This window comes from Murimonas intestini (assembly GCF_024622195.1).
Lineage (GTDB): Bacteria > Bacillota > Clostridia > Lachnospirales > Lachnospiraceae > Murimonas > Murimonas intestini.
On sequence record NZ_JANKBI010000017.1, the window covers coordinates 57,059 to 83,207 of the forward strand.

The 26,149-nt window shown below is 46.6% G+C and carries 20 protein-coding genes, 1 pseudogene and 1 riboswitch; of the genes and pseudogenes, 6 read left to right on the plus strand and 15 right to left on the minus strand.

Going from position 1 to position 26,149, the window contains the following annotated elements:
• Positions 1-22 precede the first annotated feature (22 nt).
• The 9 genes from recD2 to hemA form a co-directional block, all read right to left on the minus strand.
• Entirely contained in the window at positions 23-2,425 is a 2,403-nt protein-coding gene (recD2, locus tag NSB28_RS19755) for an SF1B family DNA helicase RecD2 (RefSeq protein WP_257497901.1), read from the minus strand.
• The gene (gene mreB / locus NSB28_RS19760) at positions 2,425-3,423 is read right to left on the minus strand and encodes a rod shape-determining protein (protein ID WP_109748340.1); all 999 of its coding nucleotides are present in this window, start codon (positions 3,421-3,423) and stop codon (positions 2,425-2,427) included. Before mreB ends, recD2 begins: the two co-directional genes overlap by 1 nt.
• 447 nt (positions 3,424-3,870) lie before the next feature.
• On the minus strand, positions 3,871-6,714 hold the full coding sequence (gene uvrA / locus NSB28_RS19765) for an excinuclease ABC subunit UvrA (protein ID WP_109748339.1): 2,844 nt from the start codon (positions 6,712-6,714) through the stop codon (positions 3,871-3,873).
• Complete coding sequence (uvrB, locus tag NSB28_RS19770) at positions 6,711-8,699, minus strand: excinuclease ABC subunit UvrB (protein ID WP_109748338.1); 1,989 nt, start codon at positions 8,697-8,699, stop codon at positions 6,711-6,713. Before uvrB ends, uvrA begins: the two co-directional genes overlap by 4 nt.
• A 726-nt stretch (positions 8,700-9,425) precedes the next feature.
• Positions 9,426-10,694 (minus strand): glutamate-1-semialdehyde 2,1-aminomutase, encoded by a 1,269-nt coding sequence (gene hemL, locus NSB28_RS19775; protein ID WP_109748337.1) that lies wholly within the window; start codon positions 10,692-10,694, stop codon positions 9,426-9,428.
• Positions 10,694-11,677 (minus strand): porphobilinogen synthase, encoded by a 984-nt coding sequence (gene hemB, locus NSB28_RS19780; RefSeq protein WP_109748336.1) that lies wholly within the window; start codon positions 11,675-11,677, stop codon positions 10,694-10,696. Before hemB ends, hemL begins: the two co-directional genes overlap by 1 nt.
• Before the next feature lie 29 nt (positions 11,678-11,706).
• Positions 11,707-13,221, minus strand: a complete 1,515-nt coding sequence (gene cobA, locus NSB28_RS19785) for a uroporphyrinogen-III C-methyltransferase (RefSeq protein WP_109748335.1) — start codon at positions 13,219-13,221, stop codon at positions 11,707-11,709.
• Positions 13,218-14,150 (minus strand): hydroxymethylbilane synthase, encoded by a 933-nt coding sequence (hemC, locus tag NSB28_RS19790; protein WP_109748334.1) that lies wholly within the window; start codon positions 14,148-14,150, stop codon positions 13,218-13,220. Before hemC ends, cobA begins: the two co-directional genes overlap by 4 nt.
• Complete coding sequence (gene hemA / locus NSB28_RS19795) at positions 14,140-15,372, minus strand: glutamyl-tRNA reductase (RefSeq protein WP_109748333.1); 1,233 nt, start codon at positions 15,370-15,372, stop codon at positions 14,140-14,142. Before hemA ends, hemC begins: the two co-directional genes overlap by 11 nt.
• A 166-nt stretch (positions 15,373-15,538) precedes the next feature.
• Positions 15,539-15,720, plus strand: a riboswitch (cobalamin riboswitch).
• Positions 15,721-15,850: 130 nt separating this feature from the next.
• On the opposite strand from hemA, the gene NSB28_RS19800 reads away from it, so the two are divergent.
• From NSB28_RS19800 to NSB28_RS25025, 5 genes and pseudogenes are all read left to right on the plus strand, one after another.
• Positions 15,851-16,603, plus strand: a complete 753-nt coding sequence (locus NSB28_RS19800; RefSeq protein ID WP_109748332.1) for an energy-coupling factor ABC transporter permease — start codon at positions 15,851-15,853, stop codon at positions 16,601-16,603.
• 1 nt (position 16,604) lies between these two features.
• A complete protein-coding gene (locus NSB28_RS19805; RefSeq protein WP_109748331.1) occupies positions 16,605-16,928 on the plus strand; it encodes an energy-coupling factor ABC transporter substrate-binding protein in 324 nt (107 codons plus the stop codon).
• Positions 16,929-16,946: 18 nt separating this feature from the next.
• Positions 16,947-17,720, plus strand: coding sequence for a cobalt ECF transporter T component CbiQ (gene cbiQ / locus NSB28_RS19810; protein ID WP_109748330.1), 774 nt, complete (start codon positions 16,947-16,949; stop codon positions 17,718-17,720).
• Positions 17,717-18,322 (plus strand): annotated as a pseudogene (locus tag NSB28_RS25020) (energy-coupling factor ABC transporter ATP-binding protein); the annotation flags it as partial. The gene cbiQ and the pseudogene NSB28_RS25020, both read left to right, overlap by 4 nt.
• Positions 18,323-18,592: 270 nt before the next feature.
• On the plus strand, positions 18,593-19,375 hold the full coding sequence (locus tag NSB28_RS25025; protein ID WP_257497905.1) for a sirohydrochlorin cobaltochelatase: 783 nt from the start codon (positions 18,593-18,595) through the stop codon (positions 19,373-19,375).
• A gap of 218 nt (positions 19,376-19,593) precedes the next feature.
• Here NSB28_RS25025 and NSB28_RS19825 read toward each other — a convergent pair whose 3' ends face one another.
• The 6 genes from NSB28_RS19825 to NSB28_RS19850 form a co-directional block, all read right to left on the minus strand.
• Positions 19,594-19,953, minus strand: coding sequence for an ABC transporter ATP-binding protein (locus tag NSB28_RS19825; protein WP_257497902.1), 360 nt, complete (start codon positions 19,951-19,953; stop codon positions 19,594-19,596).
• Positions 19,943-20,386, minus strand: a complete 444-nt coding sequence (locus NSB28_RS19830) for a DUF4869 domain-containing protein (protein WP_109748328.1) — start codon at positions 20,384-20,386, stop codon at positions 19,943-19,945. Before NSB28_RS19830 ends, NSB28_RS19825 begins: the two co-directional genes overlap by 11 nt.
• Before the next feature lie 63 nt (positions 20,387-20,449).
• The gene (locus NSB28_RS19835; protein ID WP_257497903.1) at positions 20,450-21,274 is read right to left on the minus strand and encodes an ATP-binding protein; all 825 of its coding nucleotides are present in this window, start codon (positions 21,272-21,274) and stop codon (positions 20,450-20,452) included.
• 409 nt (positions 21,275-21,683) lie between these two features.
• Complete coding sequence (locus NSB28_RS19840) at positions 21,684-22,664, minus strand: class II fructose-bisphosphate aldolase (RefSeq protein ID WP_109748327.1); 981 nt, start codon at positions 22,662-22,664, stop codon at positions 21,684-21,686.
• Between the two features lie 12 nt (positions 22,665-22,676).
• Positions 22,677-23,813 carry a carbohydrate kinase family protein gene (locus NSB28_RS19845; RefSeq protein WP_109748394.1) on the minus strand — a complete coding sequence of 379 codons (1,137 nt, stop codon included), beginning with the start codon at positions 23,811-23,813 and terminating at the stop codon, positions 22,677-22,679.
• 83 nt (positions 23,814-23,896) lie between these two features.
• Entirely contained in the window at positions 23,897-24,931 is a 1,035-nt protein-coding gene (locus NSB28_RS19850) for a TIM barrel protein (protein ID WP_109748326.1), read from the minus strand.
• 276 nt (positions 24,932-25,207) lie between these two features.
• Here NSB28_RS19850 and NSB28_RS19855 point away from each other — a divergent pair, with 276 nt between their 5' ends.
• Positions 25,208-26,149 (plus strand): AraC family transcriptional regulator, encoded by a 942-nt coding sequence (locus tag NSB28_RS19855; protein WP_109748325.1) that lies wholly within the window; start codon positions 25,208-25,210, stop codon positions 26,147-26,149.

Genomic DNA, 26,149 nt, shown 5'->3' on the forward strand with positions numbered 1-26,149 from the left:
GCCTTATAACTAACCATGATTCTCAGTCGTAATGTAAATCAAATTCAGCGTCAAATTCTGGCTCAAATTCAGAAACACGTCCAGAAGCAGTATGAAACTCCGATTCCGTATCAGAACCGGACCTGAAACTCTCTTCACCGGCATCATGACCGGACATCTCCTTTTCCTGCTCATACAGCTCTCTGATTCTTTTATCCAGGGATGTATACCGCTTCTGCTGGGTAGTATTTTGTATCATCTGATAAAATGTATCCTGGCTGCCTACAAGTGTCACACATTTTCTGGCTCTTGTCACCGCTGTGTAAAGAAGATTCCTGTTCATCAGCATCCTCGGACCTGATAAAAGAGGGATCACCACTGCCGGATATTCGCTTCCCTGTGATTTATGTATAGTTACGGCATAGGCCAGTTCCAATTCCTCCAATTGTTTAAAGGAATACTCTACAAACCTGCGCTCTTCAAATTCTACTGTCACTGTCTCTGAAAATGTATTTATTTCCCTGATAACACCCATATCACCGTTAAAGACGCCAGCCCCTTTCTCAATGGGGATGCCGTAATTTCCTCGCACTTCCCACTCCAGCTGGTAGTCATTCTTGATCTGCATGACCTTGTCGCCTTCCCTGAATATTCCTCCCCCTGACTCCTTCTCTCTTTTATCAGATGCTGGAGGGTTCATATACTGCTGCAGGATCCCATTTAAGCGTTCAACCCCCAGAAGTCCTTTTCGCATTGGCGTGAGGACCTGAATATCATAGGGAGTGGCATCCACATATTTGGGCATTTTTTTCTGGATCAGGGTCAGCATGACACTTATGATCACATTTGCGTCATCCCGCTTCAGGAAGAAAAAATCACGGCTCTTATTATCCAGTATTACTTTCTCTCCCGCATTGATCTTATGGGCATTTACCACAATGTCGCTCTCCGTTGCCTGGCGGAAGATCTTGGTCAGGCACACTACAGGAAAACAGCCTGAACTGATCATATCTTTCAGTACGCTGCCCGGCCCTACACTTGGCAGCTGATTTACGTCTCCAACCATGATCAGTCTTGTTCCCACCGATACTGCATTCAAAAGAGCATGCATCAGATGGATATCCACCATAGACATTTCGTCAATAATAATTACATCATCCTCGAGAGGATTCTGCGCGTTCCTCTCAAACTGGACACGCCCTGAGTTCTCCTCCGGAACTCCGGAAAGTTCCAAAAGCCTGTGTATCGTAGACGCATCACACCCTGTGGCTTCCGTCATACGCTTGGCGGCACGGCCTGTAGGCGCTGCAAGTCTGACCTTCAGCCCCTCATGTTCAAAGTAATCTATCAGCACATTTATTGTAGTTGTCTTTCCTGTACCAGGACCTCCCGTGATGATGAGCAGTCCATTCCTGGCCGCCTCTTTCACGGCTTTTTCCTGAAGCTGGTCCAGCATAGTTTCATTCTCTTCCTCTATCCGGGCTATCCTGGCCTCTACCTTGCTGTCTGAAACAGAACAGGATACATTCAGATCAAGCAGCATCCTTGCCGTGTTCAGCTCTATGTAATAAGCGGAAGAGCTGTAGACGCAGACGTCTTCTCCCTCTTCCTTAAGGATCAGTTTTCTCTCAATAGCCAGATCCATGATATGTTTTTCAATAGCCTCCGGACTCACCCCCAGCAGTTCTCCTGCCTTCAGCATCAGGCCTGCTTTTGGCTCATAAACATTTCCATCCATACTGCTCTGCTGCAGAGTATACAGTATGCCGCTGCGTATACGGAAATCAGAATCCGTGTGTATGCCTACACGGCTTGCTATCTCGTCCGCGATCTTAAATCCCACACCATTTATATCATCTGCCATTTTATAGGGATTTTCTTTAATGATTTGATAGATATTCTGACCGTACTGGGCATATATCTTAACACCCAGGCTTGTAGAAATGCCATACTGCTGCAAAAAAATCATAGCCTTACGCATATCACGCTTTTCTTCTACCTGCTGCGCGATTTCCCTGGCTATGCGTTCACTGATCCCTTTTACCTCAGTCAGCCTCTCCGGCTCCTCCTCTATAATACGGAAGGTATCTTCTTTAAATCTCCTTACTATTCTCGCAGCCATAGCGACGCCGATTCCCTTTATGGCTCCGCTGCCCAGATAACGTTCAATAGACAGTATATCTTCCGGCTGTTTGATTTCATATGTCTCAATCTGAAACTGCTTCCCATAGGTACTGTGGTTTTTGTATACACCTCTGGCCTCTATCAGCTCCCCTTCTCCGATATACTGCAGGGAGCCAACACATGTCAGCTCTTCTCCATCACATACAAGTACCATCACAGTATAACCATTGTCATTATTTCTGAATATAATATGGTCCACATACCCTTCGACTGTAGCTTCCCCATTCGATTGGCTGTTCCCAGCTGTCTGTCTTCCCATCATTAGTTTTCCAGCTTTCCATTGGAAGCAGTCAGCTCCACAAACTTACCTGTGCCAATAGCAACTGCTGCCATTGGGTCTTCGGCAGTCACTGTATTGATTCCCGTCTTTGCCTCGATCAGTTCTTCCAGGCCTCCCAGAAGAGCGCCGCCGCCTGTGAGTACGATCCCCCTGTCCACTACGTCTGCAGCCAGCTCCGGCGGAGTTCTCTCAAGCACACTGTGTACCACATCCACTATCTGAGATGTGGCTTCCTTCAGGGCTTCCCTTGTCTCCTCTGATGTCACCCTCACTGTCTTAGGCAGACCAGTGATCAGATCACGTCCTTTTACCTCCATCACTTTCTGCTCAGGCCTCTCGACTGCAGTGCCTATATTGATTTTAATATCCTCCGCAGTCCTCTCTCCAATAAGAAGGTTATGCTTTTTCCTTACATATTTAATTATGGCATCGTCGAAATCATCACCAGCCACCTTGACGGAAGAACTCACCACTATGCCGTCCAGAGAGATCACAGCTACATCACATGTTCCCCCTCCTATATCCACGATCATATTTCCGCAGGGCCTTGAGATATCGATCCCCGCACCTATGGCTGCCGCAAGGGGCTCATCAATTAAAAAGACCTCCCTGGCTCCTGCCTGGTAGGTAGCATCCTCTACAGCCTTTTTTTCCACTTCGGTCACACTGCTCGGCACACATACGCTGATGCGTGGTTTTCTGAAGGACATTCTTCCTATAGCTTTCTGAATAAAGTACTTCAGCATTTTCTCAGTGACGGTATAATCGGATATGACACCTTTTCTCAGCGGCCTGATCGCCACCACATTTCCGGGTGTCCTGCCAAGCATAAGCCTAGCCTCTTCCCCGATCGCCTTAATTTTATTATTATCTCTATCAAAAGCTACAACAGAAGGCTCTTTTAACACTACACCTTTCCCTCTGACATAGACTAATATACTGGCTGTCCCTAAATCAATTCCTATATCTGTTGACGGCATTTTTCATTCCCCTCTCTATAAGGTAGTGTTCCATATGGCTTTTATTATATACAACACCGTCATAAATGAAAAGTAGTTTTGTCCATTTTCTCCCTTAAATAATATTTTTTTTCGTATTTTCATACTTTCTTAATAATCAGTACATATTTTAATCACATTTATATCTTATACTATAGTCATATTAGCAAACAGCTAATATATTTCATAACTCACACTTCGCAGCCCCCACACGCTGCGAAGTACTCCCTCAAATATTTAATTTTTTCTCTTTCCTTTGAGAAGGGCCCGGCGCAGCCGAGGCCCTTCTTACTTTGTATCATATCTATACATTATAATATATAAGAAGCGTAAGTCCGGCAATGCTGATTCTTACGCTTCTTGTATACTTTCCTATTCTTTTATTCCTTTAAGTTCCCTTTACTCCTGAATTGGAACCTCTGTCCCATATTACTTTTTTAAATATTTTTTTACATATTTTCCTGTATAGGACGCAGGATTCTCCGCCACCTCCTCAGGGGTTCCTGTAGCTACTATCGTGCCGCCTCTGTCACCGCCCTCCGGACCGATGTCTATTATATAATCTGCTGTTTTTATAACATCCAGATTATGCTCGATCACCACTACTGTATTGCCGCCCTCCGCCAGTCTCTGAAGGATCTCTATCAGCTTATGGACATCGGCAAAATGAAGGCCTGTGGTCGGTTCATCCAGGATGTAGATAGTCTTTCCTGTACTGCGCCTGCTCAGTTCTGTAGCCAGCTTGATCCTCTGTGCCTCTCCCCCTGAAAGTGTGGTGGACGGCTGACCCAGCTTGATGTATGACAGCCCCACATCATACAGTGTCTCTATTTTCCTGCGAATAGAAGGTACATTTTCAAAAAAGGTAACTGCTTCCTCCACAGTCATATCCAATACATCATATATGCTCTTACCTTTATATTTAACCTCCAGAGTCTCTCTGTTATACCGTTTGCCGCCGCATACTTCACAGGGAACATACACGTCCGGCAGGAAATGCATCTCTATCTTAAGGATCCCGTCACCGCTGCAGGCTTCACATCTTCCGCCCTTTACATTAAAACTGAAACGCCCTTTCTTATATCCTTTCGCCTTTGCATCTGCAGTAGATGCGAAAAGATCACGTATCTGGTCAAACACGCCGGTATAAGTGGCGGGATTGGATCTGGGTGTGCGCCCAATGGGAGACTGGTCAATATCTATTACCTTGTCCAGCTGTTCGATTCCTTCTATGGCCTTATGTTTTCCCGGTATCACCCTGGCTCTGTTCAGTTTCTTTGCAAGATACTTATACAGGATCTCGTTTACAAGCGAACTCTTTCCTGAGCCGGAGACACCTGTCACACATGTCATTACTCCCAGAGGGAAATCCACATCAATATTTTTCAGGTTGTTTTCTGCTGCGCCTTTTACATGCAGGAATCCTGTCGGCTTCTTTCTTACCTCCGGTACAGGTATTTTTATCCTGCCGCTCAGATATGCTCCTGTGACAGACTTCTCATTAGCCATAATCTGCTCAGCCGTTCCTGCTGCTATCACTTCACCGCCGTGTTCCCCTGCTCCGGGACCAATATCTACGATATAGTCAGCTGCAAACATAGTATCCTCATCGTGCTCCACAACGATCAGCGTGTTTCCCAGGTCACGGAGATTGTCCAGAGTTCTGAGAAGCTTGTCATTATCTCTCTGATGAAGTCCGATACTCGGCTCATCCAGGATATAGGCAACACCAACCAGGCCCGATCCAATCTGTGTGGCAAGACGTATTCTCTGGGCTTCACCGCCTGAAAGGCTTCCCGTCGCCCTTGACAATGTCAGGTACTCAAGCCCCACATCCATCAAAAATCCTATCCTGGCCCGTATTTCCTTCAGGATCTGATGACCTATCATCTCCTGGTGGTCCGTCAGAACAAGCTCATTCAGGAATTTCTGGAGCTTAGCTATGGACATAGATGTTATCTCATAAATATTTTTATCAGCGATTGTGACTGCCAGGGCTTCCTTTTTCAGTCTCTGCCCATGGCATGTCTTACAGGGTGTGATCCGCATGAATGCCTCATACTCCTGCTTCATGGACTCGGAGCCTGTCTCCCTGTACCGCCTCTCCACATTCTTTATCAGGCCTTCAAAGGCTACATCATAGACACCTTCACCTCTCTGGCCTCTGTAGTGGACCTTAACCTCCCGGCCTCCTGTTCCGTGGATGAGCATGTCCCTTATTTTCTCAGGCAGCTGGTCATAAGGAGTGCTCAGATCAAATTTATATTCCTTGGCCAGAGCATCCAGGATAGCTCTTGTGAAGCTTCCCTTGTCCGTACATGACTGCCATCCCATGACTGCTATTGCCCCGTCATTGATGCTGAGAGTCTTATCAGGTATCATCAGTTCTTCATCAAATTCCATCTTGTAGCCCAGTCCAAAGCAGTCAGGACACGCTCCAAAAGGATTATTAAAGGAAAAGCTTCTTGGCTCTATCTCATCCACGCTGATCCCACAGTCCGGACAAGAGAAGCTCTGGCTGAACCTGAGAGGTTCCCCGCCCTGTACATCCACGATCGCCAGGCCTTCCGCCAGGTTCAGGACATTTTCCAGGGAATCTGTAAGACGCTTTTCAATCCCGGGCCTGACTACAAGACGGTCCACAACAATTTCAATATTATGCTTTTTATTTTTATCCAGCTTTATCTCTTCAGACAGGTCATACGTACTTCCGTCCACCTGAACTCTCACATAACCGCTTCTCTTAGCCTGATCAAAGAGCTTTACATGCTCTCCCTTACGCCCTCTGACTACAGGCGCAAGTAGCTGGATCCTTGTCTTCTCCGGAAGTGTCATGACATGGTCTACCATCTGGTCTACAGTCTGTTTTTTTATCTCTTTGCCGCACTTTGGACAGTGGGGGATACCGATTCTCGCATATAGCAGCCTGAAATAATCATATATCTCCGTCACAGTCCCGACTGTAGACCTGGGATTCCTGTTTGTAGATTTCTGGTCTATGGAAATGGCGGGCGGCAGCCCCTCTATGCTCTCCACATCCGGTTTTTCCATCTGTCCTAGAAACTGCCTCGCATATGAGGACAGGGACTCCATATAGCGTCTCTGTCCTTCCGCATAAATAGTATCAAATGCCAGTGAGGATTTTCCTGATCCTGAGAGTCCTGTCAGAACTACAAACTCATTTCTTGGGATATTCAGGTCAATGTTTTTCAGATTGTGCTCATTGGCACCTCTTATCTTTATATATTGCTTCTCGTTCGTTTTCGTTGTCATCCTTCATCAATCTCCTGCAACTGCTTCTTCAGCGTTATCATCTTGTCACGCAGCTCTGCCGCTGATTCAAAATCAAGCTCTGCCGCTGCCTTCTTCATCTTCTTCTGAACCTCACCGATCAGTTTTTCCAGTTCTTCCCTGCTCATAGATTCAGGATCCTTTTCAAATTCCATCTCTTCCTTTGCAACTTCCCTGGAAATGCTGATCAGGTCCCTGACGGCTTTCTTTATCGTCTGGGGCGTAATGCCATGCTCTTCATTATATTTTTCCTGGATAGCCCTTCTTCTCTCCGTCTCCTCAATGGCCATCCTCATAGAATCAGTCATCACATCGGCATACATGATAACATGACCGTCCGAATTCCTGGCGGCACGGCCTATTGTCTGGATAAGTGATATCTCAGATCTTAAGAATCCCTCTTTATCCGCATCCAATATGGCAACAAGAGTGATCTCAGGTATATCCAGCCCCTCCCTCAGAAGGTTGATGCCTACCAGCACATCAAAGACATCGAGCCGCATATCACGGATGATCTCCGTCCTCTCAAGTGTATCAATATCTGAGTGCAGGTACTTCACCCTGATTCCTATCTCTCTCATATAGTCGGTGAGGTCTTCTGCCATTCTCTTGGTGAGGGTGGTAATGAGGATCTTGTTCTTTTTGGCGATTTCCTTATACACTTCACCTACAAGGTCATCAATCTGGCCTTCTACCGGACGAACTTCCACCTTGGGGTCCAGCAGGCCCGTCGGCCTGATGATCTGTTCTGCACGCAGCATCTCATGCTCTTCCTCGTATACTCCGGGCGTGGCAGATACAAACATGATCTGATCGATCTTGCTCTCAAATTCCTGGAAGTTGAGCGGTCTGTTATCCTTTGCAGACGGAAGCCGGAATCCATAATCCACCAATGTGGATTTTCTGGACTGGTCACCGGCGTACATACCTCTGATTTGAGGTATGGTCTTATGGGATTCATCCACAATGATCAGAAAATCATCAGGAAAATAATCAATCAGTGTGTGGGGTGATGCCCCCGGCTCCAGTCCTGAGAGATGTCTTGAATAATTCTCGATGCCGGAACAAAAACCTGTCTCCCTCATCATCTCAATATCAAAATTCGTCCTCTCTGATATCCTCTGGGCCTCAATAAGCTTATCTTCGCTTTTAAAATAAGCGATACGTTCTTTCAGCTCTGCCTCGATATTCTTTGTAGCCTCCAGGATCTTCTCCATGGGCACCACATAGTGGGAAGCCGGAAAAATCGCGATATGCTCAAGGGCACATTTTATTTCTCCTGTCAGCGGATCGATCTGGGTGATCCTGTCGATCTCATCCCCAAAGAATTCTATCCTCACGGCAGTATCTGTAGCCTCTGCCGGAAACACCTCAAGTACATCCCCTCTGACCCTGAAGGTTCCCCTGTGGAAATCCATATCATTTCTGTCATACTGGATATCTATAAGCCTGCGGGCCACCTCGTCCCTGTCCCTTTCCATACCAGGCCGGAGGGAAATAACCATGTTTTTATAATCCACAGGGCTGCCCAGGCCATAGATACAGGAAACACTGGCCACGATGATGACATCCTCACGTTCTGCCAGTGCCGTGGTGGCAGACAGACGTAATTTATCAATCTCATCATTTATGGCAGAATCCTTGGCTATATATGTGTCAGACGAAGGCACGTAGGCCTCCGGCTGATAGTAATCATAATACGAGACAAAGTATTCCACAGCGTTGTTGGGGAAAAATTCTTTAAATTCTCCGTATAGCTGGGCCGCCAACGTTTTGTTGTGGGCGATGATGAGGGTCGGCTTCTGTAACTGCTGGATCACGTTAGCCATGGTGAAGGTCTTGCCGGAGCCTGTGACGCCTAGTAAAGTCTCGCATTGGTTGCCTTCCTTGAAACCTTTTACAAGAGCTTTGATAGCCTGCGGCTGGTCGCCGGTAGGTTTATATTCGCTGTGTAATTTGAACTCCATAATGTGTTTTTACCTCCTTGATGAACCAATAAAAACTATGTCTATCAGGCAGAAATTCGTGAAATCTTTGAAATCAGGTATTCGAACAGCTGCCTAACAGGTATACTTTCGAATTTCAGAATTTAGCTGCTGATAAAACAATATCACTTACGACTTAACAATAGAAAATAGCATCCTATAAGATTTTTTATCAATTCTTTTTTTCATTCATAAGACCTCCACATGAATTCGCTACACACGTGTAGCGAATTCATTTTCACTATTCACACTGTTATAAATGTTACCACTAATACCAGCAAAGCTACGATAGTCAAAATAATCCTCATCAAAAATTTGCCCGGTAACGCACAACAATAATTACTGATAAAGAATAAAATTTATATTGATATATTTTTCCATTATCTGCAACTTGTGCAAAATATGCACAAATTAAACTTTACTATGTTCTACATCAAAAAGTTGAGCAATCGACTTTTGGGTCAGCCATACCACTGCTCTGCGATTCGTAATGATAGCGTCCAAAGAACGAATGTTCTTTTTCATTTTACTCCATATATGCGTTAGAGTCAATGGTAAATGTAAGGGAAATATCTCTAACTTATATTTAATTTCCGGCAAAGAATATACAAAAAGCATATAGCATAAAATGCCAAAAAGCACAGACGTTCAATCCATTCGTCTGTGCTTTTACAAAATATATTATTTTTTTGCTTATCTCTCTTTCTGTCAGGCCTTTCTCAAAAGCTCCAGATATACTTCCATCTCCCTTTGGCCATGCGCCGCTGAGAGGAACATAGCTTCAAACTGTGACGGTGCCAGATTTACTCCGCCGTCAAGCATATATCTGAAATATTCTGCGTATTTGGCTGTATCAGAAGTCTTGGCTGATGCATAGTTCACCACCGGCTCCTCTGTAAAGAAGATACATCCCAGGGAACCTGCATGGTTCATCTGGTACGGCAGTCCTTTCTCTTTGAGTATCTTTGCTATTTCACCGTAGAACGCATCACCTTTTGCATTCAGTTCTGTATAAAACCCGGGATTTTCTTTCAGTATGGTAAGCTGGGTATATCCTGCCGCCATAGCCACAGGATTACCGCTCAGTGTCCCCGCCTGATAGACCGGCCCTGCCGGGGCCACCATTTCCATAATCTCTTTCTTCCCGCCATACGCGCCCACAGGCATGCCTGCACCTATGATTTTTCCGAATGTGGTCAGATCCGCCTGTACCTGATAGTAGCCCTGGGCGCCGTCTATCCCAAGCCTGAAGCCGGTAATAACCTCATCAAAAATAAGAACACTCTTATTCTCCGTACACAGCCTGCGCAGGCCCTCCAGAAAACCGGGCGCCGGAGGAACCACACCCATATTGGCGCCTACAGGCTCTACTATGACCGCGGCTATCTCTTCCCCAAACTGGTTAAAAAGTTCCTGCACGCTTTCCAGGTCATTGTAGACTGCTGAAAGCGTATCTGCTGTGCACCCTGCAGGCACTCCTGCACTGTCGGGCAGGCCGCTTGTCATTACTCCTGAACCGGCCTTTACAAGCATAGCGTCTGAATGTCCATGGTAACAGCCCATAAACTTAATTATTTTATTCCTTCCTGTATAACCTCTTGCGGCACGCACAGCGCTCATTACGGCTTCTGTTCCGGAATTCACCATACGCACCATCTCGACAGACGGCACTATACTGCAGATCAGCTTTGCCATCTCCACTTCTTTCTCAGTGGCAGCGCCAAAGCTCAGTCCGTTTTCACATGCCTTTATCACACTTTCTCTGATGCGCTCATCATTATGCCCTAATATCATAGGTCCCCAGGAGCAGATAAAATCCACATATCTGTTTCCGTCTGCATCATAAATATAGGCACCGTCCGCCTTCTCTATAAACCTGGGAGACATCCCCACAGAGCCAAACGCCCTGACTGGGCTGTTAACGCCCCCCGGGATATAGTTAACTGCTTCTTTAAAAAGTGATTCTGATCTTGTCATTAGCCTATCCTTCCTTCATCCATACACTTTGCCAGCTCTTCTGCAAAATATGTGATATAGATATCGCTTCCTGCGCGGTAGGCGCTGGCTGCCATCTCGCACATGATCCTTTCCTCATCTACCCAGTCCATCTTTGCGGCAGCCTTTACCATGGCGTACTCGCCGCTGACACTGTAGCTGGCAACAGGCACGTTCACCGCTTCCTTTACCTTTGCCACCATATCCAGATATGACATGGCAGGCTTGACCATAATAATATCAGCCCCTTCTTCTACATCCAGAAGCGCCTCTTTGATTCCTTCCCTGCTGTTGTGGAAATCCATCTGGTAGGTCTTCCTGTCCCCAAAAGAAGGCGCACTGCCTGCTGCATCACGGAACGGCCCATAAAATGCAGATGCATATTTTACCGCATATGACATGACAGGAATATTTGTAAATCCTGCCCCGTCCAGTCTCGTTCTGATTGCTGCTATGCGTCCGTCCATCATATCGGAAGGCGCCACCATATCTGCACCTGCCTCCACGTGGGAGAGGGCCGTATCAGCCAGCAGCTTTAAGGTCTTATCATTATCCACGTCATGCCCGCAGAGCACCCCGCAGTGGCCGTGGGAAGTATACTCACACATACAGACATCCGTCACATAGTACATGTCAGGGAATTCCTTTTTAGCCTCCCTGAGAGCTCTCTGAACAATTCCATCGGACGCATACGCTCCGCTTCCCACCTCATCCTTGTGATCCGGGATGCCAAAGAGCATAACACTGCTCACCCCTGCATCAGACAGAGTATCCAGTTTCCGGCATAATCTGTCTATGCTGTAGCGGTACTGTCCCGGCATAGAAGGAATCTCTTCTATGATATTGCTGCCTTCTTTTACGAAAACAGGATACATCAGGGAAGCCTTATCGACTCTTGTCTCCCTGACCATTCTCCTGATCGTCTCCCCTCCCCGAAGCCTTCTTGGTCTTTTTATCATTTCCATCCTATTTCCTCCTCACCCTTCTATCTCACTTATTCAGTCCTGTCCCGGGCTGCCAGCTTCTCAAGCGCCTCCACAATACTGTCCATGGATGCCTGTTTGGCCACATATGTCTTCATCCCCAGTGCCGCGGCTGCAGCCTGGGTCTGCTTTCCAATGCAGACTGCACTGACTGTACTGTAATCCAGTCCTTCCACTGCCTTTGCAAAGCCTCTGACCGTGGATGCACTTGTAAATACTGCATAATCTATACTGCCGTTTTCAAATTCTGCCCGCTCATCGATAAAGTCCTGTTTTTCGTATACTGTATCGTAAGTGGGAATGTCCTCCACCCTGACACCTCTGACTTTTTCCAGCGCATTCACAAGTTCCTGGTTTCCTGCCGCAGCCCTTGGGATCAATATTCTCTCATTTCCGGTACATCTCCCGGCAAGTGCCACCCCAAGAGACTCCCCGTCATATACTTCAGGCACAAGGTCTGCATAAATGCCGCGCTCTGCCAGCGCTTTTGCCGTTCCTCCCCCAATAGCCGCCACCCTGACGCCGCCAAGGGCCCGGACATCTCTGTGTTCTGCCGCCAGCGCATCGAAAAATATCCTGACACCTGCCGGGCTGGTAAACACGATCCACTGATACTCAGAAAGGCTGCTGATGCATCCGGAAAGCGCCGGATTCGGCCATATGGGAACCGTGGCAACAGCCGGCAGTTCCAGCACCTCAGCTCCTTTTCTGCGCAGCTTCTCTGACATTTGAGAGATCAGCTCCTTCGGCCTGGTCACAAGCACTTTCATCCCGGCGAGCGGCAGCTTCTCATACCAGGCAAATTCCCCGGCAAGGGCACAGACCTTTCCCACAACAATGATTGCCGGAGTTTCAACTCCCTGTCTGTCCACCTCTTCCTTAAGAGAGGATACAGTTGCCACGATCCTCTTCTGTCCTGAAGTCGTTCCCTTCACAAGAACTGCAGCCGGCATATCCTCCGCCATTCCTGCCTGAAGCAGTCCCCGGCATATATCTTCCAGCGCCGATACTCCCATGAGAAATACTAGGGTTCCCTTTGTCCTCACCAGCGCATCAAAATCAATATCATATGCCTGGCCTTTTCTCTTATGTCCCGTGACAATATGCAGCGACGAACAGAAATCCCTGTGAGTCACAGGAATCCCGTTATATGCAGGAACCGACAGGGCAGATGTTACACCCGGTACTATCTCATAAGGAATGCCGCAGCTTGTGAGCAGCTCCAGCTCTTCCCCTCCTCTGCCAAAAAGGAAAGGATCTCCCCCTTTCAGGCGCACTACCCGTTTTCCTTCCAACGCCTTGTCCGCCAGTACCCGGTTGATCTCCTCCTGAGGCATTGTGTGATTACTGGCCCGTTTTCCCACATTGATCAGCTCGGCTTCCTTAGGCATCATATTCAGCACACCCTGTCCCACAAGCGCATCATACACCACGACCTGTGCTTCACTTAACACCTGCTTTCCTTTCAGGGTGAACAGGCCCGGATCTCCCGGCCCTGCTCCCACCAGCCATACTTTTCCTGTCATTTCTGTACTCCTTTTCTGTATTCCAGGCAGAGTTCCCTGGCAAATGAACTGCCCAGCTCATCCGCCTGCTCCAGCAGCCGTCTCTTGTCAGTGACTGCCATGCTGGTCCTGCCTTTTTTCCATCCATCTGTCTCTTCATCATAATATAAGCCCAGCAGTACCAGTTCACCTTCTATGATCCTGGCGTGTGCTGCTACCGGAGAACTGCATCCTCCGTTCAGTTCTCTCACAAAGGCTCTCTCGCAGACTGCTGCGCACGCTGCTTCCTCATCTTCAAAACCCTTCAGGAAAGAATAGTCTGTTCCTTTTTTTCCCTGCACAGCCAGGATCCCCTGTCCCGCAGAAGGGATGATCTCTTCAGGTTCAAAAAAGCGGCTGATCCTCTCTTCTAACCCCAGCCTTTTCAGGCCTGCGGCTGCCAGAACAAGGGCAGAATATTCTCCCCCATCCAGCTTTGCCAGTCTTGTCAGTACATTCCCCCTGACAGGCTTAAAGCTGGCTCCCGGGTACATCTCCTTAAGCTGGATGACTCTTCTGAGGCTTGAACAGCCGATTGGAAGCCCTCCTGCCATGCTCTCCTCCAGGGAAGCCGCGCCCTCAGGCAGAACAAGCACATCCCTTGGATCCTCCCTCTTTGAGTAGGCCACAACAGGCAGGCTCTCAGGAACTTCCATTGGCATATCCTTGAGGCTGTGGACAGATAAGTCGCTGCGCCCGTCCGTCAGAGCCTTATCCAGTTCTTTCACGAAAAGGCCTTTCCCCCCCACCTTATCCAGAGTCCTGTCCAGAATAATATCTCCTGTAGTCTTCATAGTCAGCAGACTCACAGTAAGCCCCGGATTATTTTCTTCAATATAGGCCTTTACCATCTCTGACTGTATCACAGCCAGCCTGCTTTCCCTGCTTCCGATTATCACTTCACTCTTCATATAACTTCTCCAATCCTTCCACACATTCCCGAAATGCCGCCTGGCTGACAGTGTCTCTGAGGCCAAAAAGCATCTTATTAACTACCTTCCCTGCAGCCGCTCCTATGCATCCCCTGAGCTTTTCCTGCATTTCCTTTTCCAGAGGAAGATCACGGATAACCTTCGTCAGACGCAGCTCTACGTCTCTGGCTGCTTCTTCTTTGATCTCCTGTATTTTGGGGATCACATCCCTGCACTCATACCATGTGTAGAATTCTTCCATCTGCTCCTCTAAGATATGATCTGCCCTGGCAATATTTGCCCTGACTTTTTCACTTTTTATATCGACCTTAAAGTAATCAATATCATATAACGTGATATTTTCAAGCTTTCCTGCTTCAGGATCTATATCTCTTGGCACTGCCAGATCCACAAGGACTACAGGATGAGACACCTGTGCCTCTCTGACACAGTGTTCCTTCAGTGTATAATTAGGGCTTGCAGTGGCACTTATCACATAGTCACATTTTGGAAACAGCTGCATCCTGTCTCCATAATCGATCCTTTTGCAATCCCTTGGAATATCTACGATACCGCTGCGGTACTGGCGCACCGTGACAGTTACATCCGCGCCCGCTTCATGCATGACAGTGGCCGTCAGCCGCCCCATCTCCCCGTTTCCTATGACCATGCAGATCTTTCCTTCAAATGTATGCCCTTCCTGCCTCAGCGTATCAAGAGCCTGGTGTATAACCGATCTGTTGGCCGTAGAAAGAGATACTTCCGTCTTGACTTTCTTGCCTGCCGTCACCGCCATCCTGAATAATACTTCAAGGACATTATCCGCCGCATACTGCTCTCTCGCCAGAGCCAGGGCATCCTTCACCTGGGTAATGATCTGATCCTCCCCCAGTATCCGTGACTCAAGTCCTGCCGCCAGACGGAAAAGATGGGCCACGGCCTCTTCCCCTTCTCTGTATACAAAATAAGACCTGTAGAAGCCTCCGTCGGGTATTTCCCTAACCTCACACAAAAGGTCAAACAGGGACCCCTGAAATTCTTCTTCACAGCTCACATAAAGCTCCATCCTGTTACATGTAGAGAGCAGGATACATCCCTCAATGCCTTCGATGCCCTTAAAGAAATCCAATGCTTCGGCACATCTTTTTTTAGTGAATGAAAAGATTGTCCTTATATCGATCCCGGCCCTGCTGTGATCGATCCCTATCATTTGAATACTCATGTAAATACCGCTCTGCCTTTCAAACTTAATCTTGTGTTACTGTTCACAGAACCGTAACAATCTTGTATCATCATAGCACAACATGTGCCAAAATCAAACAAATTTTTTAGCCCGGCAACACTCATTTCACACATTGACAATTTATGGGACAAATGATAAAATCTTATCATAATTGAGTATCGACAGGTGTCCGTTAAACGGAAGAATAGGAAAGCCGGGTTAAAAGCCCGCACGGTCACGCCGCTGTAAAGGAACAGCAGCTATCCAGATACGCCACTGTGAAAATGGGAAGGCGGGTAGCTGTGAAGAAGCCTGAGTCAGAAGACCTGCCTGCGATAAACGATTTACACCTGGTTACGAACGATGGCCGGTGTATGATACATTCCCTTAGAATAAGGGGATTTTTGTCGTATACCCGTCTGCATCCAGACGGGTTTTTTTATGTCAGCACTCAATTTCAATCAGGAGGAAGAAAGTTATGAGTAAAAAGCAAAAAAAGCTGGTCATTCTGGCCGGCGCATTCGCACTCGCCCTTGGGATCACACCTGTGGCTAATGCAATGCACATTATGGAAGGGTACCTTCCTGCAGCATTCTGTATCGCATGGGGCGTTATCTGTATTCCGTTCCTGCTGGCAGGTTTCTTTTCTATCAAAAAATCTCTGCAGGCAAACAGAAAGGCACTTACACTTCTGGCTATGTCGGGAGCCTTTATCTTTGTAATTTCATCCCTGAAAATTCCGTCTGTAACAGGCAGCTGTTCACACATGACAGGGACTGGCCTCGGCGCAATCCTCTTCGGACCGTCATCTGTAGCCATCCTCGGTATTATTGTGCTTCTTTTCCAGGCGATCCTGCTGGCCCACGGCGGACTTACTACCCTGGGCGCCAACACATTCTCTATGGCAATTGCAGGCCCATTCCTTTCCTTTGGAATCTATAAGCTCTGCATGAAGTTTAAAATCAACAAAAGAGTGAGTGTATTCCTCGCTGCCATGCTCGGTGACCTTTTTACATACTGTGTGACAAGCCTTCAGCTGGCTCTGGCACATCCTTCAGACCAGGGCGGCGTTGGCGCTTCCGCTGTGAAATTCCTTGCAGTATTCGCACCTACACAGCTTCCTCTTGCTGTGCTGGAAGGTATCCTGACCCTGATCATCATAATCGGGCTGGAATCCTTCGCTATGCCTGAGCTGAAAGCCATCGGATTTGTTAAAAAGGAGGCTAAATAATATGAGTAAGAATACAAAAACCGTCTTAATATTGATCGCAGCCGCCATTTTAATTGCCATAGTACCATTATTTGCCCTTAAGGGCGCCGAATTCGGCGGTTCAGATGATGCGGGCAGCCAGGTAGTTGAAGAAGTAAACAGCGGCTATGAGCCCTGGTTCACTCCTGTTCTGGAAACTATGCTGGGCGGGGAGCTTCCCGGGGAAGTAGAGAGCCTTATCTTCTGTATCCAGACCGGCATTGGCGTTGGCATCATGGCTTTTTGTATGGGACGCCTTGTTGAGCGCAAAAAATGGTCGAAAAAACTTGGGAAAGAACTTGAATAGTCAAAAAGGAGTACTGTCTTGATTGTTATAGATAAGCTTTGCTATTATTCCAAATTAAGATATGTCAATGCCGGTGAGAAGTTTGCCTATGCAATGGCCACACTGATTTTCTGTCTGGTCTCACGTTCGATTGCCATAGCTCTTCTCGTCCTCGCAGTAAATGGGATCCTCAATGTAAAAACAGGGGGGATCCCACTTTCCCGTTATAAAACATTAATGGCCGTCCCTCTGGCATTCTTATTCTTAAGCACCATCGCAATTATTATAAATATTTCAAAAACTCCCCTGGATGCCTTTGCCATTCCTGTTGGGAGCTATTACATTACAGGCAGCCATTCATCTATCCTGTATGGGATCCAGCTGATCCTGACCGCGCTGGCCAGTGTATCCTGCCTCTATTTCTTATCCCTGAATACTCCTATGACAGACATCATCCTTGTCCTGCACAGGCTTCACTGTCCGCTTTTGCTGCAGGAACTGATGCTCCTGATCTACCGTTTCATCTTTGTACTTCTGGATATTGCGTCAGCGATCACCACCTCCCAGAATTCACGTCTGGGCAACAAGGACTATAAGACATCCCTAAAATCTTTTGGTTCAATGATCTCAGTCCTTTTCATCAGGGCAATGAAAAAATCAAATGCCCTCTATGATGCCATGGAGGCCAGGTGCTATGACGGAACTATCCGGGTCCTGACTGAGAACTATCCTCCTAAGAAAAAGGAGATCATATATATCATACTATTCGAACTGCTGCTTCTGGCGGCTGCTATATGGAGAAGATTTCTATGAAAAACGATGACATTATTTTAAAAGCAGATGATCTTTACTTTTCTTATGATAATGAGAAAACGCATTCTTTAAACGGCTTTTCAGTTGAGATACGCCGCGGCTCCAAAGTCGCCTTTATGGGTGCCAACGGTTCCGGAAAATCTACTTTTTTCCTATGCTGCAACGGTATCCACCGCCCGGATGCGGGCACTCTGTATTTCAATGGGGAACCTGTGGATTACTCCAGAAAAGGGCTTCTAAAGCTGCGCAGCAAGGTAGGGATCATCTTTCAGGACCCTGACAGCCAGCTGTTTTCAGCCAGTGTATATCAGGAGATCTCTTTCGGGATCCTGAATCTTGGCATTTCAGAGGACGAAGCAAAAAAAGAGGTGGAAAATGTGATCGACTATCTGGAGATCACCCCCTTCCGCCACAAGCCAACTCATGCATTAAGCGGCGGTCAAAAGAAACAGGTATCTATAGCAGATATTCTTGTCATGCATCCTGACATCATCATACTGGATGAACCGTCAGCTGCCCTTGATCCAAAGCACACTACAATGGTAAATCATATAGTGGACCAGCTCACCTGTGAAGGAATTACCGTCATGATGTCCACCCATGATGTTAACTATGCCCTGGAATGGGCGGATGATATCGCTCTCCTCCATGAAGGACGTATGCTGATGTTCGGCTCCCCTCTGGAGGTATTTACGAATAAGACAGCGCTGGCAAAGACGAATCTGGAACAGCCTGCCATACTCGAACTTTTTGAAAGCCTGTGCAAAAAGGACATTCTTAAGCCCAGCCTGCCGCTTCCGCGGAATCTGGCTACGCTGGAAAAATATATAGAAGAGATCAATACTAAAAAACAGTACGGAGGAAAACACGAAGTGTGCAAAGAGTGTAAAAAAGCAATTCTCGTAGTCAGCTTCGGCACCAGCTACGAGGAGACAAGAAAGAAGACAATCGACAGAATTGAGGCAGATATCCAGAAGGCTTATCCTGACTGTAATCTTTACCGCGCCTGGACCAGTAAGATGATAATAAAGAAGCTTAAGACAAGGGACGGCATCGTCATTCCAAATGTAAAAGAAGCCATGGAACAAATAACTGCTGACGGCATTACAGATCTTGTGGTACAGCCCACCCATGTCATCAACGGTATTGAGAACGATCTCATGAAAGAAGATGTTCTTGCCTTTTCCGAACATTTCAGCAGCATCCGGTTTGGCGATGCCCTTTTAACTACTACACGTGACAATGAAGAAGCTATCTCTTCACTCATGGAAACGTGGAAAGACCTTCCCAAAGATGAAGTTCTTGTCCTTATGGGACACGGCACCACCCATTATGCGAATGCAATTTATGCCGCCCTTGACTATACTTTTAAGGATATGGGTTATGAAAATGTATTTCTGGGCACTGTAGAGGCTTATCCTACCATGATGTCACTCCTGCGGCAGGTCAAAGAATACAAACCTAAGAAAATACATCTGGCTCCCTTCATGATCGTTGCAGGCGACCATGCCAGGAACGATATGGCGGGCGAAGACCCCGAATCCTGGAGCAGACAGTTCATGGATGCCGGTTACCCCGTAGAATGCCATTTAATTGGCCTGGGAGAATATGAAGGGATACGCAGGATGTTTCTGCGGCATATTAAGGAGGCATAGCGGGTATATGTCAGCACAAAAGTGCGCTTCACTTACATAGAAGGACCGGAGTTACATATGAAATAAAAAGAGTGGGGGTGCGGCATTCATAATGCCCCATCCCCAGGTTACTTTTACATTCAGACATCACGTAATTGCGGCTTCCTTTTTACAAATACCGTTCAATCCTAGATTCAGTCTGTTCCCCATTTTTCTTGCTCACCAGTTCAAATAAGTTATCACTGGTAGCAAACAGATTTTTTTGGGGTTCTTCCTATTATCAAATACTGGTTCTTATCATCCAGTGAAATATATTTCCTTGTATCATCATCAAGCAATATATCTGCATTATCAATGACAATCAACTTCCCTGTTTCTTCACTTATTAATTTTTTTATATCTTTCTGATAATCCAGATAATTAAAACATACAATACTGGGATTTATTGCCATACATTCCTTTATGAAGGAAAATGATACAGTCTTTCCTGTAGCTGATGAACCTGTAAGAATAGTTATATTATTTGTAAACTCGAAATCCAGTACATACGAAGTATGGATCGTGGAAAAATGATCCATTACAATTGGTTTACTTTTCATTATTCCACCACTCCTTCAATTCTTCATAGTCTGTGATTACTCTGGTTCCTTTTTCATCAGAAACTTTAACGCTATTCATATCAAATGGTATTACTGCATAATCACTATATACCGCTCCATCATCTAATCCGTACAATACCTCTAACGCATTATCACCACATTCTTTCAGGCAAAAAACTTTATCTGGAAAATACTTCACATTCAATACGGTTTTACATCCTGTTGATAAGCAATCTACATCCAATGTCACACCATTAAACTTTGATTTTATTTTGTATTTTCCATCGAGTTCGGAATCGTGAATTTTTTTTACAATTGTCTTTGCTTTGCTGTCTAATTTATTAACTGTGGTTTGATTAAAAAATACATCATTAAGCTCTACATATTCTATATTCTTTGGTATGTCTTTCTTGTCTTTATATATTGTAATCACAGTAACACCTCCAATATTTTTAGTTAGTTTTTCAGGCAGCCGACAGGAATAACATATACACCATCATGGCGGCGATATGCGTAATCCCCGGTTCCCGTCAATACCATAAGGAAAGACGGCGCTTTCAGCTACCGTCTCCTCACTCATGGGAGTTTCGTCATTAGCCGCAATGTCCTGTGTAATTACGGTATTTGATACTTGGCCGCCTTGATTTCCTGCATAAGAACACATAAGCCGCCGAACTCTTTCTGGTTTTTTCTGCACATTGTCTGCCCGATTGATATCGGAATGTACAACGGCATCATAATAATCCATCGCCTGGTCAAGTGCAATCTCGTCTCGCATATCAACCGCCTGCGGCCAGCCACCACGGCATACCAAAAACGCCAGACGGTCGATATCGATATTTGAGCCGCCGTCTATGTCCGACACACCACTGAACAGGTCGTTCAAGCTGACTTCGCCCGTTGAATCTCCCGATTCATACAAACTCATTGGTCTCATAGTGAGCCGGGTAAAGCGCCCTGTGCCAGAGTGGGTGATTTCCCTGGGATCCGCAGGAACTGCAGAGCCTGTGAGTACAAACTGTCCAAGCTCGCCACGGTGATCAACTTCAAATCGGATGGCATCCCACAGTTTGGGGGCAAGCTGCCACTCGTCGATAAGTCTCGGAGCTGCACCTTTCAGAAGCCGCTTTGGATTAATCTCAGACATGGTAATGTTCTGCTCTTTTTTCTCTGGATCATCCATATACAATCTGCTTGCAGCAAGCTGTTCGGCGGTCGTGGTTTTGCCACACCACTTGGGTCCTTCGATCAGTACTGCACCTTTGCCTTCCAATTTGCGTTTCAGAATATCATCAACTGTTCGTTTCCTGTAATTCTTCATTCGAAACACCTCGATTCTATTCGAATTCCCTACAATTGTAACATAATTATTATGTATTTAATTGTTTTCTATGGCTTTTTATTTTCATAATATCCTTACTCCATGCCTTACTCACAGTTTTCAGACAAACAGGTATTTCCAGCAGTATGCTCACTCATGTCGCAAGGCTTTCCTGCCTTTCTCTTTTTATCCATTTTCTTCATATGCTTGTCCTCATTAAGAAAAAAAGTCCCTCGCCTTGCGGCGAAGGACCAAACTTTCGACCCAACCATTTATATACCGCATATTGGTCAGCAGTAAACTTTCAACCCGATCATTTATATACCACATATCGGTCAGTAGTAAACTTTCTTTGTACCTATATTTTAGCAAGCACGAAGAAAAAAGTAAATAGGGCTTTCCATAATTATTAATTTCCAAGATACCTCAATACTTCAGCCGCCACCATGCGTACAAGCTCTTCCTTCCCCATATTTTCGGGATTTTTTATATTATTCATATTCTCCCGGGCTGCCCACCCGCTGCCATACAGATATGCCTTGCCGTCGCTGCTAAAGAGCTTCATCTTCTTCAGGGATTCCTGCTTTACGGCCTCCACGGCGGCCGGGATCAGGTCTATGAGGCCCTTATCCATGGAGCTGAATCTTTCAAATTCTGCCTTTACAGCAGCCACATTAATATCTGTAAAGATATTGACCTTGCTGATCCCTTCCTGGATCGCGCGCCTGAAGTCATTATCTGTCAGGCCGGAGCCCCCATGCAGTACAAGAGGCACATCCACAGTCCGCGCAATAGTCCTGATACGCTCAAAATCCAGCTTGGGAGGCAGCTTATATGCACCGTGGGCATTCCCCACCGCAATTGCAAGCGCATCCACACCTGTCTTCTCCACATAATCCTTTGCCATCCCGGGATCTGTAAAAAATTTACCCGGATCTTCCAAATGGGAATCACCTTCTGCCGAACCCGGATTGTCACCTACATGGCCCAGTTCCCCTTCAATAGTCGCTCCGTAGGAATGAGCAATCTCTGCCATCTCTTTTACTTTTTTTACATTCTCATCATAGGAATCTGTGGAGCAGTCATACATAATAGAAGAAAAACCAAGCTCCAGAGCCTGAAGGCAGGTTTCTTTTTTCAGGCCATGATCCAGATGGATGACAACTGGAACACCTGTCTTCTTTGCCATTGGCAGAAGATAGTAAGATACCTCCTCCAGCGGCCCATATGGGAGCAGTACCTCCGCAGTTCCCATTATAACCGGGGAACCTGCGGCCTCAGCCGCGCTGATGATCCCTCTTGCCAATTCCAGATTGACTGCATTGAAAAGCCCCACCGCATAATGATTTCTTTTTGCTGGAAGCAGCACATCATTTAAATTTGCTAACATAGCTTCTCCTCCTTAGTTACTTATATTTTTCTGCCATCCGGCATCTATTTTCCTCTCAAGCTCATCAAAGGGCTTCAGCCCGCTTAGTGCATCATAGGCTACCACACAGGACGCCCCCGTGGCTGCAGACAACTGCAGCGCCCGCCTCAGAGGATACCCCTTCAGCATAGCCGTAAGAAATGCGGCAATACTTGTGTCACCTGCCCCCGTCCCGGAGAGGACCTTTTCAGGGACATAGCTCCTCTCAAAGCCTTCCTGCCCGGCCCAGCCATCCAGATCCAGCTCCACACGCCCGCTGACACCGCTGAGGGCCTCCCTGCCGGCTGTACGGTAATACATTCCAGGTGCACCGCATTTGATAAGCAGCACCCTGGCTCCCATTTCCATACACATCTCTGCGAGAGGCTTTACGTCCTTTTCAATATCCAAGATCTCTGTGATATCTCTTCCGGCTGCCCTCTCCTGCCATTTTTCAAACCGTTCCCGATCCAGCATGAAGCACAGCTCTTCCACACTCGGGACAAAGAAATCCACATAGGGGATCACGCGCTTCAGTATGCTTCTCCAATCCGCTCTTCCGGCGTCAGAGCAGGGATCCACTGAGGCCAGGTCAAGTGATGTGGCCGTCCCTGCTTTTTTTGCCTTTTTCATGATCTTCAGCAGCTCTTCCCCTTCATTTTCATACATAGACTTCATAAGCGGCGGGTATCCAAAATGAAATAAAGCCGCTTCCGCCAATGTACCCTCCGGAATATCTGAAGCGCAGAATGTATCATTTGCCCCTGGATTGTGAAGAAAAATACGGTCAATGCCTGGGACTGCAAGTACAACAGAATACGAAGTTGACTCCTTTCCAGAAATGATCATGCCTTCCTCTGCGGAATATTTTTTCAGAATGTTTAATACCATGCTTCCAAATGCATCATTTCCTATTTTCCCCATAAGCGCGGCATCTGCACCTAATACTTTCATTGCCAGCCCCGTATTGGCTACTGAACCGCCTGTATGGACATCTGCTTCCCCCATCTGGATCAGCCTGCCCGGAGTCAGCACCTCGCTCAGGGAATCTGCCTTTCTCTCCGGGAACATGGGGGTTATATCCAGGCAAATATGCCCGGCTGCAATCACTTTTTTCATATGCGCCTCCATCATGATCTATACTTCTGCTATAATGTGAGAGTGCCAGGAAGACAAATTCCCCCCGGCTTGCTCTCATACCCTTATCATTGTAATTATTCAATCCCCATCAGCAGGTTCATCACATACATTTCCAGTGCTTCAAAATCTCTGTTTTCTACACATTTCTTCTGGAAATCGTAGTCAAACCTGTCTGCCTTCTCCTCCAGCGCCTTAAATATCTTCAGGCTGTTTTCCAGATGCTTATAGCTGTCCTCATCCCTGGTGGTACGCATGGCCTTCACATCCAGCCCTACATATTCTCCGTGGTCACCGTAGCCGTTCTCTTTGAGCACCTTTACCTGATTGAAGGCTGCCCGGAGATTTTCTACGCCAAAAGATTTATCCTGGTCGTAGCGGATCCCGTTCTGGTCATTGAGATGTACAGTCATCAGCTTGCCCATGGCCATGGCAAAGCCAATCTCATGTGCAGGGTCCAGGCCTGCCAGGATGGCATGAGCGCTTTCCAGATTTCCGCCTACCCGTGCCGGATCAATAGTTGCTGCTGAAACTGCCATAACATGTCCCATTGTGCCGCAGATGCTCCTGTCGATGGGCTCGTTTGGCTTTGGCTCAATGCAGATGCGGATCTTGGAATCATATTCCAGCATCTTGTTGATGGCCTCTATGAGCATCCTGGTGGCCCACACAGGAGATTTGGATTCTGCGCAGAGGGTGCCTTCTCTGGCGAGCCACAGCACAACCATGTCACACCCCAGTTCATTTGCTATATCGATAGAGCGGTATGCTCTCCACATTGCATATTCCCTGTCCTTCGCGGAGGTACTCATGAATCCGCCGTCCTGTGTGTGAGGGTCCATCCAGAGGCGGGGCGCTACGAATTCTGCCTTTAACCCATATTTATCAAGTGTTTTTTTCAGCTCCCTGGCTTTCTCCCTGATCTCTTCCTCTGTGTAATCGTTGATGTTCGGGACTGCATCATCATCGTGGAACTGGACAGCTGAAAAACCCAGCTCGGCAAACTTTTTAAATTTCTCTTCTACAGGTATATCCTCTCTTGTGGCCGGACCGTAAGAATCAGCCCCGGTATGAACATTCCATGGCCCAACGGAAAATTTGAATTCTGACATATTTACAATTCCTCTCTTTCAAAAAGTGGGTAACTGTTCAACACTTTCATATTTACATGCTGGATAGTTACAAAAATGGTTATTGTTTTTCACCGGTGATTGATCTATGATACCTTACCGTGCCCTGCACGCCAGCCCAAGACAGGTTTTCGTGTTTCACGGATGTGTATAATATATTTATATCAGATTTTCAGTCTGAAAAATGACAATCTTGCGATTTTTCATATCCATTCTTGTGAACCTGTGATAAAATACGGATAACAGGAGGGAATTTAGATGAGCCGGAAAAAAGAGTTGGAAATCGTACAGCATACAAACATGAACCATCTGGAGATCTTTTTTGTGGAAATGACTGCCCGTGGCCCCCATGGCCACGATGACCTGGAGATAGGAGTCCTGCTAAAGGGCACGGTCACTCTTGTACTGGAGCAGAAATCCTATATTCTGCAGGAAGGGGATATTTATCTGATCAACCGCCACCAGGTCCACTCATTTGCAAGAACGGATACAGATAATCTGATCCTCGCCTTTCAGATCCATACAGAATTCTATAAGCAGGCAGATTATTCCCTGGGCTTTCTCCGTTTTGAAAATAACATTATCGGCAGCGGCAGTCTGCATGATACCCTGCTTGGGTCACTCTATGAATGTACCGGTTACTATTTCAAAGATGTGCCCTATAACGCCCTGAAATGCTCCAGCATTATGCTGGATGTCTTATTCCAGCTGGCGTGCAGCACAAACTGCCATGTGGCTACTGAAAAAGAATCTGCTTCTGCCTACCATAATACCCTGCGCCTGAAACGCATAACTGAATACATCGGCGAACACTATACGGAGCATATTTCCCTGCAGGATATCGCCTCTCTGGAAAATATCACGGATTATCACGCGTCTCACTTTATAAAAAAGATGCTGGGCATGTCTTTTCAGGAATATGTAAGCGGGCTTCGTTTTATGCATGCCCTCACACTGATACGCAAAACTGATCTGAGCATTCTGGATATCTGTATGGAGACAGGCTTTTCCAGCAGCCGCTACTTAAACCAGATGTTTTTAAAGAATTTCCAGTGTACAGCTAAAGAATATATGAAAATGAAAGAAAAGCCGCGCCTGACCAGCGCAGCTCTTCCCACAAATAATATACAAAAACGTTATACCTATGAACAGGCCTCTGCATATGCAAAGCGCCTGGGCACTCTATCCAGCAAGATATGA

Excerpts from the sequence above, each read along its gene's own strand:
- recD2 (WP_257497901.1), bottom strand. The coding sequence starts at position 2,425 with ATGATGGGAAGACAGACAGCTGGGAACAGCCAATCGAATGGGGAAGCT.
- mreB (WP_109748340.1), bottom strand. The coding sequence starts at position 3,423 with ATGCCGTCAACAGATATAGGAATTGATTTAGGGACAGCCAGTATATTA.
- uvrA (WP_109748339.1), bottom strand. The coding sequence starts at position 6,714 with ATGACAACGAAAACGAACGAGAAGCAATATATAAAGATAAGAGGTGCC.
- uvrB (WP_109748338.1), bottom strand. The coding sequence starts at position 8,699 with ATGGAGTTCAAATTACACAGCGAATATAAACCTACCGGCGACCAGCCG.
- hemL (WP_109748337.1), bottom strand. The coding sequence starts at position 10,694 with ATGACAAGATCAGAATCACTTTTTAAAGAAGCAGTTAACTATATCCCG.
- hemB (WP_109748336.1), bottom strand. The coding sequence starts at position 11,677 with ATGGAAATGATAAAAAGACCAAGAAGGCTTCGGGGAGGGGAGACGATC.
- cobA (WP_109748335.1), bottom strand. The coding sequence starts at position 13,221 with ATGACAGGAAAAGTATGGCTGGTGGGAGCAGGGCCGGGAGATCCGGGC.
- hemC (WP_109748334.1), bottom strand. The coding sequence starts at position 14,150 with ATGAAGAGTGAAGTGATAATCGGAAGCAGGGAAAGCAGGCTGGCTGTG.
- hemA (WP_109748333.1), bottom strand. The coding sequence starts at position 15,372 with ATGAGTATTCAAATGATAGGGATCGATCACAGCAGGGCCGGGATCGAT.
- NSB28_RS19800 (WP_109748332.1), top strand. The coding sequence starts at position 15,851 with ATGAGTAAAAAGCAAAAAAAGCTGGTCATTCTGGCCGGCGCATTCGCA.
- NSB28_RS19805 (WP_109748331.1), top strand. The coding sequence starts at position 16,605 with ATGAGTAAGAATACAAAAACCGTCTTAATATTGATCGCAGCCGCCATT.
- NSB28_RS19825 (WP_257497902.1), bottom strand. The coding sequence starts at position 19,953 with ATGAAAAGTAAACCAATTGTAATGGATCATTTTTCCACGATCCATACT.
- NSB28_RS19835 (WP_257497903.1), bottom strand. The coding sequence starts at position 21,274 with ATGAAGAATTACAGGAAACGAACAGTTGATGATATTCTGAAACGCAAA.
- NSB28_RS19840 (WP_109748327.1), bottom strand. The coding sequence starts at position 22,664 with ATGTTAGCAAATTTAAATGATGTGCTGCTTCCAGCAAAAAGAAATCAT.
- NSB28_RS19845 (WP_109748394.1), bottom strand. The coding sequence starts at position 23,813 with ATGGAGGCGCATATGAAAAAAGTGATTGCAGCCGGGCATATTTGCCTG.
- NSB28_RS19850 (WP_109748326.1), bottom strand. The coding sequence starts at position 24,931 with ATGTCAGAATTCAAATTTTCCGTTGGGCCATGGAATGTTCATACCGGG.
- NSB28_RS19855 (WP_109748325.1), top strand. The coding sequence starts at position 25,208 with ATGAGCCGGAAAAAAGAGTTGGAAATCGTACAGCATACAAACATGAAC.